The sequence below is a fragment of the Streptomyces sp. JH002 genome, assembly GCF_050916115.1.
Lineage (GTDB): Bacteria > Actinomycetota > Actinomycetes > Streptomycetales > Streptomycetaceae > Streptomyces > Streptomyces xiamenensis.
The window spans coordinates 3,831,560-3,847,470 of record NZ_CP087989.1 but is presented as its reverse complement, the minus strand read 5'-3'; the positions used below and the strand labels follow the sequence as shown (position 1 = coordinate 3,847,470).

Sequence of the window (15,911 nt, the reverse complement as noted above, 5' to 3'; positions counted from 1 at the left end):
ACAATCTCCCGCTCGCAGGTTCGAGTGGGAGATTGTCGTTTTTGGCGCGTCCGCTGGATTCGTCGGCGAGGATCTGGCTCATGGGAGCAGTGATGAATGTCGAGCACGAGCCCGAGTACGACTGGCCGCGCCCCCCGGTAGGCGGCTACACCGCCGACGACCTTGACCGGCTGCCGAATCTGCCTCCCCACACGGAGCTGATCGACGGGAGCCTTGTCATGATGAGTCCGCAGACCGCCTTCCACTCCAGGGCCATGCGCCTTCTGGAGAACGAGCTTCTGCGGCTGGCCCCCGAAGGGCTGGAGATCTTCCGGGAGATGACCGTCACCCTGGGCAAGCGGGACCGCCCGGAGCCGGGTGTCATGGCGGTGAAGGCGACCTCCTACACCGACCCCGAACAGACCTCGTTCCTGCCCCAGGACGTGGTGCTGGCCATTGAGGTCGTCTCGGCCGATTCCCTGAAGCGGGACCGCGAGGTGAAGCCCAGGAAGTACGCCGCGGCGGGCATTCCGCACTTCTGGCGGGTGGAGCGCGACAAGAAGTCGGGCCGGACAGCTGTCTATGTCTATGAGGCCGACCCGGCGACCGGGGCGTACCTGCTCACCGGCATCCACCACGATCAGCTCAAGCTGGGCGTGCCGTTCGCGATCGACATCGATCTCTCGCGCCTGGCGCAACCAACGCGACAGGACCAATAGCTCCGAACGGGAATGACAACGGCCCACCCAGGCGCTACCTTCTTGCGAGGTTGACAGCATCACAAGGAGGCAGCGGTGGGTTCAGGGGCGGGCGGCGGCCGGGCCGGAATGGCGTTCGGATTCGCGGCCTTCGGCATGTGGGGGCTGCTGCCGTTGTACTGGCGGCTGCTGGAGGACCTCGGGGCCTTCGAGATCCTGTCCCACCGCATCGTGTGGTCGCTGCCGACGGTGCTGATCATCCTCGCGGTCGTCCGCAGCTGGGCCTGGATACCCCAGCTGCTGCGGCAGCCCAAGCGCCTGGCGCTGGTGGCCCTGTCCGCCTCGCTGATCTCGGTCAACTGGGGCCTGTTCATCTGGGCCATCGCCAATGACCGGGTCCTGGAATCCTCCCTCGGCTACTTCATCAACCCGCTGCTGTCCATCGCCGCCGGCGTGCTGCTGCTGGGCGAACGGCTGCGCCGCCTTCAGTGGGTGGCGGTCGGCATCGGCATGACCTCCGTGCTGGTGATGTCCCTCGCCTACGGCCAGGTGCCGTGGATCGCGCTGACGCTCAGCCTCTCCTTCGCCGCCTACGGCCTGGTGAAGAAGCAGACCGGCCTGGACGGGGTGCAGGGCTTCAGCGCCGACACCGCCTTCCAGTTCCTGCCCGCCATCGGCTACCTCGTCTACCTCACCGCGCGCGGTGACTCCAGCTTCACCACCGACGGTCCGGGGCAGGCCCTGCTGCTGGTCGCCAGCGGGGTGGCCACCGCCCTGCCGCTGATCTTCTTCGGCGCCGCCGCCGTCCGGCTGCCGCTGTCCACCGTGGGACTGATGCAGTACATCGCGCCCACCATGATGTTCCTGCTCGGCCTCACCGTGTTCCAGGAGGAGATGCCGCCCGAGCGCTGGGCCGGCTTCCTGCTGATCTGGGCCGCGCTGTGCGTCCTGACGGTCGACGCGCTGCGCACCGCCCGCCGCACCCGCCGTACGGTGGCCGCCCACACCCCCGCACCGGCCGAGACCGCCGCGCCCGTTCCCCGCTAGTCTGCGGGCCATGCGGGAACGCACCAGGCAGTGGGTGGAACGTCATCTGGCGGACGGCGAACGCGTCGATGTGGTGACGCCGCTGGCCGGCGGCTGGACCTCCGAGATCCGCCGGCTGACCACCACCGCGGGGCGCGGCCTGGTGCTGCGCACCTTCACCGACGCGTTCTTCCTGCGGCACGCGGAGGGTCTGCTCACCCGGGAGGCGAACGTCCTGCGGCTGCTGGCCGGTACGGACATCCCGGCCGCCCGGCTGCTGGCGGTGGACGCGACGGCCGAGCACTGCGCACACCCCTCGCTGCTGATGACACTGCTGCCCGGCTCCGTCCGGGTCACCGACGAGGGCGCGCAGACCCGCGCCGCCGTCCTGGCCGGCCAGCTGGCCCGCATCCACCGGCTCCCGGTCGCCGCGGCGGACCGGCCGCGCACGTACCAGCCGTGGACCACCCCCGCCCGGGTGCGCCGCCCCGAGCGCACCGGCCGCCCCGGCCTGTGGGAACGCGCGATCGCGGCCATCGACCGCGAACCGCCGCCGCACCGGGCGCTGTTCCTGCACCGGGACTTCCACCCGGGCAATGTGCTCCTCGACGGGGACACCGTCAGCGGCGTCGTCGACTGGGTGGAGACCTCCTGGGGCCCGGCCGACCTGGACGTGGCGCACTGCGCCACCGCCCTGGCCCTGCTGCACGGCCCGGCGGCGGGCCTGGCGTTCCCCGGCCACTACGAGCGGGCCGGCGGCGCCCTGTCCGCCGACGCGGCGGACCGCCGCTACTGGCGGCTGCTGGACGCGCTGGCGTACGCGCCGGACGCGCAGAAGGTCGCCACCCCCTGGCGCACCCTGGGCCGCACCGACCTCACCCCTTCCCTCCTCCAAGCCCGCCTGGAGGACTATCTGGACGGCCTGCTCTCCCGCTAGACCGTCATGGGCATGTCCGGGCCCCGCACCGGGCATCCCCCTCTCGGACACCGACCAGAGAGGTGGGCGAGCCATGACACAGCGTGCTCCGGTGGGGCGCCCGGGGCGGGGGCCCGGGCGGGGGTTCGACGCGAGCGCGGACGAGGTGCACTGGACGCACGCCGTGTGCGGACGAGCCCTCGCGCCGCCTGAGCCGGGGCACCCCCTGCCCGACGAGGAGACGCCGTCGGCCGGAGCAGCCGGCTGACGGCCCGGCAGGGCCCCGGCGCCGGCGCCGGGACGGGGACCGGGAGCCGGATGGGGACGGGGCGCGCCCAGGGACGGTCCCGCGACCGCCGCCACGGGCGCTAGTCGCCGCTCTGCCGGGCGCGGTGGGCCCGGACCTTGTGCCGGTTGCCGCAGTTCTCCATCGCGCACCAGCGGCGGCGTCCGGGCCGTGAGGTGTCCACGTACATCAGCGCGCAGTTGTCTCCCGAACAGATCCGGATCCGGTCCGCGCAGGGGCCGGTGAGGACCGCTATCGCGTCCCGGGCGACCGTCGAGAGGACCTGCGCGCCCGTGGCCGGTGCCGCCCAGCCCGCCGCGCCGTCCGGGCCGATCAGCGGCACCAGGGGCGGACGCGCGGCCGCCGCGTTCAGGGTGGCGAGATCGGCGTCGGCGGGCCGCTCCCCCGCGACCCGGGCCAGCCCGATACGCCACAGCGCGTCCCGCAGGGCCCGGGCGGCTTGTACGTCCTCGGCGCCGATCTCCGGCTCCGGAGTGGGGTCGAGCCGGCTCTGGCCCACCCAGCGGCGCAGGTCCTCGGGGGCGTGCAGCACTTCGTAGCGCGCCATCCAGTCCGGCCCGCCGGTGGGCAGCAGCTCGAAGCCCAGTGCCCCGGGGTCGAATCGGTAGGACAGTCCGGAGCCCGAGCGCAGCGGAATCCCGTGGTGAGTTGCCGTGCCAGCCATGTAACCAGTATAACGGGTTACATGACCGCAGCAGCGACACCCGCGCTCCACTGGAAACTCGTCATCGACACGGCCGACGCCCACCGTCTGGCCGATTTCTGGGCGGGCGCGCTCGGCTACACCGTCGAGGACCACAGCACCCTCATCGACGGCCTGCTGGCCGCCGGGCACATCGACGAGGACGCGCTCACCGAGCACCACGGCCGCCGCGTCTGGGCCGCCTTCGCCGCCGTCCGGCACCCCGACGAGCCCTACGACCCGGCGACCGGCATCGGCCAGGGCCACCGCATCCTGTTCCAGAACGTGCCCGAAGGCGGTGCGCACAGCGGCAAGAACCGGCTGCACATCGACGTCCACGGTGAGCGCGGCCACCTCACCGAACTCGTCGAGCGCCTCGAAACCCTGGGTGCCACCCGCGTCCGTGAGGTCGACCAGGGCATGGCCGGCCACTGGTGGATCATGACCGATCCCGAGGGCAATTTCTTCTGCGCCGCCTGACCCGCCGGGCCCCCGGCAGATCAGTGCCGGGCCGGCTGCTCCGCCACGTCATGACCCGGCCCGGCCACCCCCGGCCGGGCCGCCCGGCCCGACCGCTTCCCGCCGGGCCGCCCGCCGGACCGTCAGTGGACCGGCAGCTCCGCCAGGAAGTCCGGCACCGCGTCCGGGAGCAGCCCGGGAAGCGGATCACCGGCCGCTATGTCCACCACCGTCGCGTCCTGCGGCGGGGTGAAGTCGAAGCTGCCGCCCGACGGCTGCCCGTAGGTGATCTGGGAGAACGCCAGGTCCACCAGCGGCCCGTCGGAACCCACCATCGTCACCGCCAGCGGCACGCCCGTCTCCGCGTCCACCGAGATCCGGGCCGACTCCACCGAGCCGCCCACCTCGTCCTTCGGCTCCACCAGCAGCTGATAGGCGCTGCGCCCCGCCACCCGCGCCGTGCCGTCCACCGAGACGTCGGCGACCTCACCGGCCCGCTCCAGCAGTTGCTCCACCGCCGCCTGCGGGGTCACCTGCGGCGCCACCCCCAGCTCGTCCGCCCCCGGCTCCCCGCGCTCCGCGTCCAGCGGAACCTCGGCCCGGTAGGCGATGTTGCTGTCGCTGTCGTACGCCCAGACCTCCTGGCCGCGGTGGATCAGCGCGAAGCGGTCCGAGGTGCCCTCCACGAGCGCCAGCCGCTGCCGGTCCGGGCCGTCCACGGCGATCCGCAGCGTGCTGGTGCCGCCCGCCAGATCCGCGAGCCGCCCCGCGGGGCCGTCCAGCCCGCGGGCCAGCTCCGCCACCCCCGAGAACCCCAGATCGGCCTGGACCCGTACCGTGCCGGACAGTTGCGTCGTGTCGGACTCCGCGATCCGCACCAGCAGTTCTTCGGCCGAGACGTCGGGCAGGTCCGGTGCCCCGTCGCTGGCGATCGCCGGCCACACACCCGCCCCGATCGCGGCGGCTCCCACCACCACGGCCACCGGCAGTCCCACCCGGCGGATGCGCGCGTTCAGTCCCATGTCACTCTCATCCCCATCTGTCCGCGAACGGCCTTCGATCCCCCGTCACCCCAAGCAATCTCAATTGCACCAGCCGGATGGCCTTTCGACATCCTTCGCCGGGAGGCTCCCGTCTCCTCCCCGCGGAGTAGACGGCCCGGCCCGTGGAGTACGAAACCCGTAAGGGTTCTCCCCACGGGGGTCTCCGGGACACGCGGACATGAGGAAGGGGCGGTGCGCAGGCACCGCCCCTTCCTCATGTCACCGTCGCGACGGCCCTACCGCGTGCGGTCCGCGACCAGATCGCACAGCGCGGCCATCGACGCCTTCGCCGGCCCGTCGGGCAGCGGCGCCAGGCATCTTCGCGCCTCGTCCGCGAACCGCAGCGTGTCGCGTTTCGCCGCCTCCAGCGCCGGGTGCGCCCGCAGCCCGGCCAGCGCCTCCGCCAGCCGCGCGTCGTCGCTCAGGTCACCGGCGATCAGTTCGCACAGCCGCCGGTCCTGCGCCGCGCCACCCTGCTCGGCCATCTCCCGCAGCCGCAGCACCGGCATCGTCGGCACGCCCTCGCGCAGATCGGTGCCCGGCGTCTTCCCCGACTCGCCCCCGTCGCTGGCGATGTCGAGCACATCGTCCGCCAGCTGGAAGGCGACCCCGATCCGTTCGCCGAACTGCGTGACCACGTCCACCACGTCCTCGTCGGCACCGGACATCATCGCCCCGAAGCGCCCGGCCACCGCGATCAGCGACCCGGTCTTCCCGGCGATCACATCCAGGTAGTGGGCCACCGGGTCCTCGCCCTTGCCGGGCCCCGCCGTCTCCTGCAACTGCCCGGTCACCAGCCGCTCGAACGCCTCGGCCTGGATCCGGACCGCAGCGGGACCCAGGTCGGCCACCATCGTGGACGCCCGGGAGAAGAGGAAGTCCCCGGTCAGCACCGCCACCGAGTTGTCCCAGCGGGCGTTGGCGCTGGGCACCCCGCGCCGTACCTCCGCCTCGTCCATGATGTCGTCGTGGTACAGCGTCGCCAGATGCGTCAGCTCCACCACGACCGCGGCCGGCACGACCCCCGGCGCGTACGGATCCCCGAACCGCGCGGCGAGCATCACCAGCAGCGGCCGGAAGCGCTTGCCCCCGGCCCGTACCAGATGCTGCGCGGCCTCCGTGATGAAGGGGACATCGCTCTTCGTGGCCTCTATCAGACCCGCCTCGACAGCCGCCAGACCGGCCTGGACGTCCACTTCCAGAGCCTGGTCCCGCACGCTCACCCCGAACGGACCTACGACGGTCACGAGCGTTCTCCTGTCTCCGTTGCCATGTCCCTGGGCAGCGTAGCCGGTCACCAAAGGATCACCACGGGCACATCCCCATCAGCGGCGCGTACCCGTCAAGCGACCCGGCATACGCTGTCCCCGCCCCGTAACCGACGACCTCGAAGGCGAGGCACCGCATGGCCGTCACTCCCCAGGATCTCTTCGGTCTCGACAACTTGCCGTACGGAGTGTTCAGCACGCCCGGCTCCCCCGGTGGCCCGGACACCCCCGCCGCCACGGGCGATCCCACCCGGCGCCGGATCGGAGTCCGGTACGGCGACCACGTCCTGGACGCCGGCGCGGCCGCCCGCGCCCTCGGCTCACCCCACACCCCGCTGCTCCAGGCCCCCTCCCTGGGCCCGCTGCTGGCCGCCGGACGGCCGGTGTGGCAGTCCGTACGCGCCGCCCTGCGCGACTGGCTCGGCAACCCGGCGCACCGGGAAACCGTTTCCCCGCTGCTTCTCCCCCTCCACCCGGCCGCTGAATCCCCTGCCCCGGTCTTCCACCTCCCCTTCGAGGTGGCCGATTACGTCGACTTCTACGCCAGCGAACACCACGCCGCCAACGTCGGCCGGATGTTCCGTCCGGACGGCGAGCCGCTCACCCCGAACTGGAAGCATCTGCCGATCGGTTACCACGGCCGCGCCGGCACCGTCGTGGTCTCCGGCACGCCGGTGGTCCGCCCCTCGGGCCAGCGCAGGCCCCCGGGCGCCGATGCCCCCGACTTCGGCCCCAGCCGCCGCCTGGACATCGAGGCGGAGGTCGGTTTCGTCGTCGGCACCCCGTCGACGCCGGGCGAGCCGGTGCCCAGGTCCGCCTTCCGCGACCACGTCTTCGGCGTGGCGCTGCTCAACGACTGGTCCGCGCGCGACATCCAGGCCTGGGAGTACGTGCCGCTGGGCCCGTTCCTCGGCAAGTCCTTCGCGACCTCGCTCTCGCCCTGGATCACGCCGCTGGAGGCCCTGGAGCACGCCGCGGTGGCCCCGCCGCCGCGCAGCCACCCGCTGCTGCCGTACCTGGACGACACGGGCCCCGGCGCCGAGCCGCAGGGGTACGACCTGCGGCTGTCGGTCCGCCTGAACGGCGAACTCATCAGCGAGCCGCCGTTCTCGTCCATGTACTGGACGGCCGCCCAGCAGCTGGCCCATCTCACGGCGAACGGCGCGAGCCTGCGCACCGGTGACCTGTTCGCCTCCGGCACCGTCTCGGGACCGGAGCCGGGCGAGCGGGGCTCGTTGCTCGAACTGACCTGGAGCGGCTCGGAGCCGCTGCGGCTGCCGGCCGGCGCGGGCGGCGAGCGCACCTTCTTGGCGGACGGCGACGAGGTGACGCTGAGCGCCTGGGCGCCGGGGCCCGGGGGCAGCCGGATCGGCCTGGGCGAGGTGACCGGCCGGATCGAGCCGACCCGGGGGGCACCGCCCGCCGCCGCCCCGGACGGCGGCATCGCGTAGCGGAACCCGGTCGTACGTCGTGCGTCCGGCCCGGCGGGCCGGTCGCACGATCGGCGGCGTCATGTGGAGGGCCCGGAGGGGTGGCCGGCCGTGTGCCCCTGCGGGGGTCGGCGTCAACCCGGTCCGGACGGCGTGGACTTCGTTCCCGGCACCATCGGGCCCGGCGTTCCCCGCTGCCCCGCCCGGCCCGCCGGGTCGCCGGAGGTGTCCGTCCGGCCCGACCGTGCCCCGGCACCGGACCGCCCCGAGGTATCGGGGCGGAATCGCCACCGCAATAGGTGCGTAACCGATGTGATGATCGCGCCCCTTTTCGTCGGGACTGTCGTTGGCTCCGGATAAAGTGCCCTCACATCACTGCATGAGGGGAACACATGCGCAAGGCAGTACGGTTGGCCGCTCCCGCGGCGATCGCGGTGGCCGCCCTGATCCTGACCGGGTGCGGCGGCGACAGCGACTCCAAGGACGACGCCAAGGGCGGCGACTCCCAGCAGGAGTCCACCACCGGCGGCGACACCGGGACGGACACGGACGACGGCACGGACGCCGACGCGGACACCGAGGCGCCTGCCGGTGACGCTCCCACGGGTGAGGACCTTGTGGGCATGTGGGGCATTGTGGACGAGGGCGACGAGTCCGCGATCTTCATGTTCAGTGACACGGGTTCCACGGCCTACGCACCCACTGGCTCCGAACTGGCCGACGAGTGCTTCGGCACGGTGAGCGACGGCACGCTGTCCCTCGACTGCGTCGACGGCGGCAGCTGGACCGACGGCACGCTCGCCCTCGACGGTGACGCCCTCAATGTCGTCTGGGCCGACGGGGCCACCGAGAGCTTCACCAAGATCGAGGGGCTCGGCTTCGAAGAGGCCCTCGCGGGCGCCGAGTTCACCGACAGCACGAGCCTCGAAGCCCTGCTCGACGCCGCACTCGATTTCTGATCCACCCCGAGGAGAATCTCTCATGCGTAAGGCAGTACGGCTCGCCGCTCCCGCCGCGATAGCGGCGGCGGCTCTCATCCTGACCGGGTGCGGCAGCGACTCCAAGGACGACGACGCCAAGGGCAACGACTCCCAGCAGGAGTCCACCACCGGCGGTGGCGACGACGCGGCCGACGACGCCGCCGATGACGCGGCGGACGACGCCCCGGCGGGCGAGGCGCCCAGCGCGGCGGAGCTCGAGGGCTGGTGGACCGCCGACCTGTCCGGCGCGGAGGCCAACACCCTGATCTTCTCCGCCGAGGAAGCCACCATGGCGGTGCCGCTGAGTGCGGAGGAGGCGGACCTGTGCAGCGGGACCGTCACCGACGGCACGGTGACCCTGGAGTGCCTGCTGGGCTCCGACTTCACCGAGGGCACCCTGGCCCTGGACGGCGACACGCTCCAGGTCGCCTGGTCCAGTGGCACCACCGAGACGTACAACAAGATCCCGGGCCTGGAGGACCTCGACCTCGGTGACCTGGGTGGCGACATGGGCGGCCTCGAACTCGACTTCTGACCCGGCCGGGGTGAGAAACGACCGCATGCACGTGATCAACGGGGGATCCATGCGTAAGGCAGGACGATTGGCGGTGCCCGCCGCCGCAGCGGCGGTGGCCCTGCTCCTGGCCGGCTGCGGCGGCGACAGCGGCGGCTCCGCCGACGGGGGCGGCGACGCCTCCGGCGACAACGGCAGCGGCGGGCAGCCCGGTGACGCCGCGGGCGGCTCCGAGGGCGACACCCCGTCCGGGGACACCGGCCTGACCGCCGCCGATCTCGAGGGCTCCTGGATCACCGGCTACGAGCCCGACGACAGCTTCATGGTCGTCATGAGCGGGCTGGTGTCCTTCTCGGACCTGGCCGAGGAACGCACCTGCACGGGCGCCTTCGCGGCCGGTCATCTCGCCATGGAGGACTGCCGGGACCTCGGCCCCGGCGCCGTCGACCTCGACGGCGGGACGCTGACGGTCTCCTGGTCCTCCGGCGAGACGCACGTCTACAAGCGGGCGGACGACTTCCAGGATCTGGAGAACCTGATCCCGGACCTGTCCGAGATGCCCGACCTGGCGGACCTGGACCTCGGTCCGGATCCGGACCTGAAGCCCGGCGGCTGACGGCACACCAGGCAGCGCATCATGGCCCGGAGCCCCACCAGGGGCCCGGGCCATGCACATCGCACCACGCAGTGCCGGCAACGTATGAGGGGGGCTCATCGATGCGCACATGGACACGCACCGCGGGGACGGGAGTGGTGCTGGCCACCACCCTGCTCGCGGCCGGCTGTTCGAGCGGCGGAGGCGACTCCGGCCCGCTCGCCCGGGAGAGCACCGCGCCACCGGCGGAGAACGAGGCCGCCCGCGAGATCATGGACCAGCTCGGCTCCTGGTGGGAGAAGCCACTGATCGATCCGGACGACTTCGGGGACTTCGATGTTCCCGGTATTCCGGGTGATTCCGCCGACCCGGACGCCTCGCAGGACGACCGCGAGGAGTCCGCGGACCGCGACGGGGGCGGGAGCGGCAGCGGCAGCGGCAGCGGCAGCGGCAGCGGCGACACCGGGGCCGACATCCACGGGGTGTGGGCCGCCAACGACAACACGGCGTTCGGCTTCACCTCGCAGAGCGAGAGCCCCACGGGTCTCGCCCGCACCGACTACGCCGACGTCAACACCGCCGAGGAGTGCTACGGCCTGCTCTTCGACTCGTTCGACCCCGGCTTCGACTACTACACGATGCTGGTGTGCGACGAGGAGGCCGAAGAGGTCATCTGGGTGGACCTCACCGTCCACGGCGAGGAGAAGGTCACCGCCGAGTGGCGGGACGAGGACCGCAGCGCCGACTACTTCTGGTTCAGCAGCTGGGAGGATTTCTGACGCTCCCTCACCCGGCGGGGCAGGGGAAGAACAGCCCGGAACGCACGGTGGCCGCCCCGGAGTCCGGGGCGGCCACCGCCGCGTGAGCACGGGCGTGCCCGGCCTACCGCAGCACGAACACCCCGGCCTGACCGGCCAGATCCAGGAAGTACTGCGGCGCGATGCCCAGCACCAGCGTGACCACCGCGGCCAGACCCACCACCGAGGAGGTCAGCGGGCTCGGGATCACCACCGAGGGACCGTCGGCCTTCGGCTCGCTGAAGAACATCAGCACGATCACCCGTACGTAGAAGAACGCCGCGATCGCCGAGGCCGCCACACCCGTGATGACCAGGCCCATCGCCCCGGCGTCCGCCGCCGCCCGGAACACCGCGAACTTCCCGGCGAACCCGGAGGTCAGCGGAATGCCCGCGAAGGCCAGCAGGAACAGCGCGAACACCCCGGCCAGCAGCGGCGAACGCCGCCCGAGCCCGGCCCACTTCGACAGGTGTGTGGCCTCGCCGCCCGCGTCCCGCACCAGCGTGACCACGGCGAAGGCGCCGAGCGTCACGAACGAGTACGCCGCCAGGTAGAACAGCACCGAGGACACGCCGTCCTCGCTGACCGCCACCACACCCGCCAGGATGAACCCGGCGTGCGCGATCGAGGAGTACGCCAGCAGCCGCTTCACGTCGGTCTGGGTGATGGCGATGACCGCACCGGCCACCATCGACGCGATGGCCACGCCCCACAGCACCGGCTCCCAGTCCCACCGGGTGCCGTCCAGCGCCACGTACAGCAGCCGCAGCAGCGCGCCGAACGCCGCCACCTTGGTCCCCGCCGCCATGAAGCCGGTCACCGGGGTCGGGGCCCCCTGGTACACGTCCGGGGTCCACATGTGGAAGGGCACCGCGCCGACCTTGAACAGCAGGCCCATCACCACCAGCGCACCGCCGATCAGCAGCAGCGCGTCATTGCCCATCGTCGAGGCGAGCCCCGGGTCGAGAGCGGCCGGCGCCCCGCCGATGACCTCGGCGATCCCGGCGTAGGTGACGGTCCCGGCGTACCCGTACAGCAGGGCGATGCCGAACAGCAGGAACGCGGAGGCGAACGCGCCCAGCAGGAAGTACTTGACCGCCGCCTCCTGCGACAGCAGCCGCTTGCGGCGCGCGAGCGCGCACAGCAGGTACAGCGGCAGCGACAGCACTTCCAGCGCGATGAACAGCACCAGCAGATCGTTGGCCGCCGGGAAGAGCAGCATGCCGCCGACCGCGAACAGCAGCAGCGGGAAGATCTCGGTGGTCATGTGCCCGGCGCGCACGGCCTCCTGTTCGGCCTCACCGCCCGGCACCGCCGCCGCCTGCGCGGCGAACGAGTCCACCGGCGCGCCGTGCTTGGCCGGTTCCAGACGCCGCTCCGCGAACAGGAACACCGACAGCAGCCCCACCAGCAGGATCACACCCTGGAGGAACAGCGCGGGCCCGTCCACCGCCAGCGAGCCCATGCCCGCGATCTGCGCCTTGTCCGTGGCGTGCCCGCCCGCCGCCAGGCCCACCACCGCGGCGAACGCCGCGGCGAACCCGAGGGTGGTCAGCACCAGTTGCGTCCCGTACCGGGCCGACCGGGGCGCGAACGCCTCGATCAGCACCCCGATGACGGCGACGCCGAACACGATCAGGCTCGGCAGCAGCGCCAGCCATTCGATCGAAGGAGCCTGAAGATCATTCATGGGAGGCGCCCTCCGCTTCGGTCACGGTCACGTCCGGCTGCGGATCGGTCTTGTTGACGTCCGACAGCGTGTGTTCGACAGCTGGGTTCACGAGATCGGTGACCGGCTTCGGGTAGACCCCGAGGAAGATCAGCAGGGCGATCAGCGGGGCCACCACCGCCAGTTCCCGCATGCGCAGGTCGGGCAGCTTCTCCAGGCCGGGCTTCAGGGGGCCGGTCATGGTCCGCTGGTACAGCACCAGGACGTACAGCGCCGCGAGCACGATGCCCACCGTGGCGATGATCCCGGCGGTCTTGTACCGGCTGAACGTGCCCACCAGCACCAGGAACTCGCTGACGAACGGGCCAAGGCCCGGCAGCGACAGGGTGGCGAGACCGCCGATGAGGAAGGTGCCCGCCAGCACCGGCGCCGTCTTCTGCACCCCGCCGTAGTCGGCGATGAGCCGCGAGCCGCGCCGCGAGATCAGGAAGCCCGCCACCAGCATCAGGGCGGCCGTCGCGATCCCGTGGTTGATCATGTACAGCGTGGCCCCGGAGTGGCCCTGGCTGGTCATCACGAAGATGCCCAGCACGATGAACCCGAAGTGGGAGATCGAGGCGTACGCGATCAGCCGCTTCATGTCCCGCTGGCCGAGCGCCAGCAGCGCCCCGTACACGATGCTCACCAGCGACAGCACGATGACCGCCGGGGTGGCCCAGGTGCTCGCCTCGGGGAAGAGGCCGAGGCAGAACCGCAGCATCGCGAAGGTGCCGACCTTGTCGACGACCGCCGTGATGAGCACCGCCACCGGGGCCGTCGACTCGCCCATCGCGTTCGGCAGCCAGGTGTGCAGCGGCCACAGCGGGGCCTTGATGGCGAAGGCGAAGAAGAAGCCCAGGAACAGCCAGCGTTCGGTGCCGGTGCCGAAGGTCAGCTCACCGGCCGCCTTGGCGTCCGCGATGGCCGTCAGCGAGAACGTGCCGTTGCCCAGCTGGTCGTTGGTGGCGACCCATAGGCCGATCACCGCCGCCAGCATCACCAGACCGCCGGCGAGGTTGTACAGCAGGAACTTGACCGCGGCGTACGAACGCTGCCGCGCCTGCCCCTCCTCGTCGTGCTCGCCGGCCCGGTCCCCGAAGCCGCCGATGAGGAAGTACATCGGGATGAGCATGGCTTCGAAGAAGATGTAGAAGAGGAAGATGTCGGTGGCGGCGAAGGACATGATGACCATGGCCTCGACCAGCAGGATCAGTGCGAAGAAACCCTGGGTGGGCCGCCACCGCTTGCCCTGGGGTGTCTCGCCCTCCTTCGGGTCCGCGTCGTTCCAGCCGGCCCCGATCAGGAACGGGATCACGATCGCGGTGAGCCCGATCAGGGCGACACCGATGCCGTCCACACCCAGCTCGTAGGTGACCCCGAAGTCCCTGATCCAGGTGAGGGATTCGGTCAGCTGATACCGGTCGGCGCCGGGCCCGGTGTCGAAGCGCAGCAGCACCGCCGCCGCGAACACCACCGTCAGCACGGAGAAGCCCAGCGCCGTCCACTTGGCGAGGGTGCGGCGCGCCGCGGGCACCGCGGCCGTGGCCACCGCGCCGATGGCGGGGGCCAGGGCCGTGGCCGTCAGCAGGGGAAATGACATCTCAGACCGCCCTCATCAGCAGGGTCACGGCGATCAGGATCGCCGCACCGCCGAACATCGAGACCGCGTAACTGCGGGCATATCCGTTCTGGACCCGCCGCAGCCGCCCGGACATACCGCCGAACGCGGCGGCCAGCCCGTTGACGACGCCGTCCACCAGCTTGTGGTCGACGTACACCAGGCCCCGGGTGAGATACGTGCCCGGTGTGACGAACGCGGCGTGGTTGAAGTCGTCCTGGAGCAGGTCGCGGCGCGCCGCCCGGGTGACGAAGCTGCCGCGCGGTGCCACCACCGGCGCCGGCCGCCGCCCGTACTGGAGGTACGCGACCCCGACGCCGATCACCATCACGGCGGTGGCCGCCAGCGACACGGTGCCGTGCCCGACCGGGGAGTCGCCGTGCGCCAGACCGGTGACCGGCTCCAGCCAGTGCGCGAAGGACTCGTTCAGGTTGAACGCGAAGCCCGCGCCGACCGAGCCGATCGCCAGCACGATCATGGGGATCGTCATGGTGGCGGGCGACTCGTGCGGGTGCGGCTGCTTCCCGGCGGCGTCCGGCTGCCAGCGCTTCTCGCCGAAGAACGTCAGCAGCATGATGCGCGTCATGTAGTACGCGGTGAGCGCCGCGCCCAGCAGCATCACCGAGCCCAGGATCCAGCCCTGCGTGCCGCCCTTGGAGAACCCGGCGTAGATGATCTCGTCCTTGGAGAAGAACCCGGACAGATACGGGAAGCCGATGATCGCCAGGTAGGCGAGGCCGAAGGTCACGAAGGTGACCGGCATGTACTTCCGCAGGCCGCCGTACTTGCGCATGTCGACCTCGTCGTTCATGCCGTGCATGACCGAGCCGGCGCCCAGGAACAGGCCCGCCTTGAAGAAGCCGTGCGTCACCAGGTGCATGATCGCGAAGGCGTAGCCGATCGGGCCGAGCCCGGCGGCCAGCATCATGTAGCCGATCTGCGACATCGTCGAGCCGGCCAGCGCCTTCTTGATGTCGTCCTTGGCGCAACCGACGATCGCACCGAAGACGAGCGTGACGGCGCCGACCACGATGACGACGGTCTGCGCGTCGGGCGCCGCGTTGAAGATCGCGCCGGAGCGCACCACCAGGTAGACCCCGGCGGTCACCATGGTGGCCGCGTGGATCAGGGCCGAGACCGGGGTCGGGCCCTCCATCGCGTCACCGAGCCAGGACTGGAGCGGCACCTGCGCCGACTTGCCGCAGGCGGCCAGCAGCAGCATCAGCCCGATCGCGGTGAGCGTGCCCTCGCCGGTGTCCGCCGCGCTCGAAAGCACGGGGCCGAAGGCGAAGGTGCCGAAGGTGGTGAACATCAGCATGATCGCGATGGACAGGCCGATGTCGCCGACCCGGTTGACGATGAACGCCTTCTTCGCCGCGGTGGCCGCGCTCGGCCGGTCCTGCCAGAACCCGATCAGCAGGTAGGAGGCGAGACCCACACCCTCCCAGCCGGCGTACAGCAGCAGGTAGTTGTCGGCCAGGACCAGCAGCAGCATGGCGGCGAGGAACAGGTTGAGATAGCCGAAGAACCGCCGCCGGCGCGGGTCGTGCTCCATGTAACCGACGGAGTACACATGGATCAGCGAGCCGACACCCGTGATGAGCAGCGCGAACGTCATCGACAGCTGGTCGAGCTGGAAGGCCACGTCCGCCTGGAAACCGGCCACCGGAATCCAGCTGAACAGATGCTGGTGCAGGGTGCGGTCGCCGTCCGCCCTGCCCAGCAGTTCGAAGAACAGCACCGCCGCGAGGGCGAAGGACACGAAGGCCAGGCCGGTACCGAGCCAGTGGCCCGTACGGTCGAGCCGCCGGCCGCCCACGAGCAGCACCAGCGCGCCGAGCAGCGGTGCCGCGACGAGCAGTCCGATCAATGACTCCACTGGTATTACCCC

The 15,911-nt window shown here is 71.5% G+C and carries 16 protein-coding genes; 10 read left to right on the top strand and 6 right to left on the bottom strand.

Annotated elements, in window-relative coordinates:
• Positions 1-80: 80 nt before the first annotated feature.
• From H7827_RS17490 to H7827_RS17475, 4 genes are all read left to right on the top strand, one after another.
• Positions 81-698 carry a Uma2 family endonuclease gene (locus tag H7827_RS17490; RefSeq protein WP_432746393.1) on the top strand — a complete coding sequence of 206 codons (618 nt, stop codon included), beginning with the start codon at positions 81-83 and terminating at the stop codon, positions 696-698.
• 108 nt (positions 699-806) lie between these two features.
• Complete coding sequence (gene rarD, locus H7827_RS17485; protein WP_386541533.1) at positions 807-1,724, top strand: EamA family transporter RarD; 918 nt, start codon at positions 807-809, stop codon at positions 1,722-1,724.
• Positions 1,725-1,734: 10 nt separating this feature from the next.
• Positions 1,735-2,640: a phosphotransferase family protein gene (locus H7827_RS17480; RefSeq protein WP_432746391.1), complete on the top strand. Its 906-nt coding sequence runs from the start codon at positions 1,735-1,737 to the stop codon at positions 2,638-2,640.
• Positions 2,641-2,713: 73 nt separating this feature from the next.
• Entirely contained in the window at positions 2,714-2,887 is a 174-nt protein-coding gene (locus tag H7827_RS17475) for a hypothetical protein (RefSeq protein WP_168222760.1), read from the top strand.
• 100 nt (positions 2,888-2,987) lie between these two features.
• On the opposite strand, the gene H7827_RS17470 is transcribed toward H7827_RS17475, so the two are convergent.
• The gene (locus H7827_RS17470; protein ID WP_432746389.1) at positions 2,988-3,590 is read right to left on the bottom strand and encodes a CGNR zinc finger domain-containing protein; all 603 of its coding nucleotides are present in this window, start codon (positions 3,588-3,590) and stop codon (positions 2,988-2,990) included.
• Positions 3,591-3,611: 21 nt separating this feature from the next.
• Between H7827_RS17470 and H7827_RS17465 the strand changes: the two genes are divergently transcribed.
• Positions 3,612-4,088 carry a VOC family protein gene (locus tag H7827_RS17465; protein ID WP_386541527.1) on the top strand — a complete coding sequence of 159 codons (477 nt, stop codon included), beginning with the start codon at positions 3,612-3,614 and terminating at the stop codon, positions 4,086-4,088.
• Positions 4,089-4,210: 122 nt separating this feature from the next.
• Here the strand turns inward: H7827_RS17465 and H7827_RS17460 are convergent, their stop codons facing one another.
• Positions 4,211-5,089, bottom strand: coding sequence for a LolA family protein (locus H7827_RS17460; RefSeq protein ID WP_390124246.1), 879 nt, complete (start codon positions 5,087-5,089; stop codon positions 4,211-4,213).
• Positions 5,090-5,346: 257 nt separating this feature from the next.
• Positions 5,347-6,357, bottom strand: a complete 1,011-nt coding sequence (locus H7827_RS17455) for a polyprenyl synthetase family protein (protein ID WP_030736527.1) — start codon at positions 6,355-6,357, stop codon at positions 5,347-5,349.
• Positions 6,358-6,515: 158 nt separating this feature from the next.
• On the opposite strand from H7827_RS17455, the gene fahA reads away from it, so the two are divergent.
• The 5 genes from fahA to H7827_RS17430 all read left to right on the top strand — a co-directional run bounded on the left by fahA (position 6,516) and on the right by H7827_RS17430 (position 10,676).
• Positions 6,516-7,829 (top strand): fumarylacetoacetase, encoded by a 1,314-nt coding sequence (gene fahA, locus H7827_RS17450; protein ID WP_432746386.1) that lies wholly within the window; start codon positions 6,516-6,518, stop codon positions 7,827-7,829.
• Positions 7,830-8,200: 371 nt separating this feature from the next.
• Complete coding sequence (locus H7827_RS17445; RefSeq protein WP_432746384.1) at positions 8,201-8,767, top strand: hypothetical protein; 567 nt, start codon at positions 8,201-8,203, stop codon at positions 8,765-8,767.
• Positions 8,768-8,789: 22 nt separating this feature from the next.
• Positions 8,790-9,323 (top strand): hypothetical protein, encoded by a 534-nt coding sequence (locus H7827_RS17440; RefSeq protein WP_432746382.1) that lies wholly within the window; start codon positions 8,790-8,792, stop codon positions 9,321-9,323.
• 49 nt (positions 9,324-9,372) lie between these two features.
• On the top strand, positions 9,373-9,918 hold the full coding sequence (locus H7827_RS17435) for a hypothetical protein (protein WP_386539195.1): 546 nt from the start codon (positions 9,373-9,375) through the stop codon (positions 9,916-9,918).
• Positions 9,919-10,019: 101 nt separating this feature from the next.
• Positions 10,020-10,676 (top strand): hypothetical protein, encoded by a 657-nt coding sequence (locus H7827_RS17430; protein WP_432746380.1) that lies wholly within the window; start codon positions 10,020-10,022, stop codon positions 10,674-10,676.
• Between the two features lie 103 nt (positions 10,677-10,779).
• On the opposite strand, the gene nuoN is transcribed toward H7827_RS17430, so the two are convergent.
• Genes nuoN through nuoL form a run of 3 tightly spaced genes read right to left on the bottom strand, consistent with a single transcriptional unit; the run spans position 10,780 to position 15,899 of the window.
• On the bottom strand, positions 10,780-12,384 hold the full coding sequence (gene nuoN / locus H7827_RS17425; protein ID WP_432746378.1) for an NADH-quinone oxidoreductase subunit NuoN: 1,605 nt from the start codon (positions 12,382-12,384) through the stop codon (positions 10,780-10,782).
• Positions 12,377-14,002 (bottom strand): NADH-quinone oxidoreductase subunit M, encoded by a 1,626-nt coding sequence (locus H7827_RS17420; RefSeq protein ID WP_432746376.1) that lies wholly within the window; start codon positions 14,000-14,002, stop codon positions 12,377-12,379. The genes nuoN and H7827_RS17420 overlap by 8 nt, the downstream gene beginning before the upstream one ends.
• Position 14,003: 1 nt before the next feature.
• A complete protein-coding gene (gene nuoL, locus H7827_RS17415) occupies positions 14,004-15,899 on the bottom strand; it encodes an NADH-quinone oxidoreductase subunit L (protein ID WP_030736547.1) in 1,896 nt (631 codons plus the stop codon).
• Between the last annotated feature and the right edge of the window lie 12 nt (positions 15,900-15,911).

What these genes read in the sequence shown, in the direction of transcription:
- nuoN (WP_432746378.1), bottom strand. Translation starts at nt 12,384, where the DNA reads ATGAATGATCTTCAGGCTCCTTCGATCGAATGGCTGGCGCTGCTGCCG.
- H7827_RS17480 (WP_432746391.1), top strand. Translation starts at nt 1,735, where the DNA reads ATGCGGGAACGCACCAGGCAGTGGGTGGAACGTCATCTGGCGGACGGC.
- H7827_RS17440 (WP_432746382.1), top strand. Translation starts at nt 8,790, where the DNA reads ATGCGTAAGGCAGTACGGCTCGCCGCTCCCGCCGCGATAGCGGCGGCG.
- H7827_RS17430 (WP_432746380.1), top strand. Translation starts at nt 10,020, where the DNA reads ATGCGCACATGGACACGCACCGCGGGGACGGGAGTGGTGCTGGCCACC.
- H7827_RS17445 (WP_432746384.1), top strand. Translation starts at nt 8,201, where the DNA reads ATGCGCAAGGCAGTACGGTTGGCCGCTCCCGCGGCGATCGCGGTGGCC.
- H7827_RS17465 (WP_386541527.1), top strand. Translation starts at nt 3,612, where the DNA reads ATGACCGCAGCAGCGACACCCGCGCTCCACTGGAAACTCGTCATCGAC.
- H7827_RS17470 (WP_432746389.1), bottom strand. Translation starts at nt 3,590, where the DNA reads ATGGCTGGCACGGCAACTCACCACGGGATTCCGCTGCGCTCGGGCTCC.
- H7827_RS17460 (WP_390124246.1), bottom strand. Translation starts at nt 5,089, where the DNA reads ATGGGACTGAACGCGCGCATCCGCCGGGTGGGACTGCCGGTGGCCGTG.
- rarD (WP_386541533.1), top strand. Translation starts at nt 807, where the DNA reads ATGGCGTTCGGATTCGCGGCCTTCGGCATGTGGGGGCTGCTGCCGTTG.
- H7827_RS17475 (WP_168222760.1), top strand. Translation starts at nt 2,714, where the DNA reads ATGACACAGCGTGCTCCGGTGGGGCGCCCGGGGCGGGGGCCCGGGCGG.
- H7827_RS17435 (WP_386539195.1), top strand. Translation starts at nt 9,373, where the DNA reads ATGCGTAAGGCAGGACGATTGGCGGTGCCCGCCGCCGCAGCGGCGGTG.
- H7827_RS17420 (WP_432746376.1), bottom strand. Translation starts at nt 14,002, where the DNA reads ATGTCATTTCCCCTGCTGACGGCCACGGCCCTGGCCCCCGCCATCGGC.
- fahA (WP_432746386.1), top strand. Translation starts at nt 6,516, where the DNA reads ATGGCCGTCACTCCCCAGGATCTCTTCGGTCTCGACAACTTGCCGTAC.
- H7827_RS17490 (WP_432746393.1), top strand. Translation starts at nt 81, where the DNA reads ATGGGAGCAGTGATGAATGTCGAGCACGAGCCCGAGTACGACTGGCCG.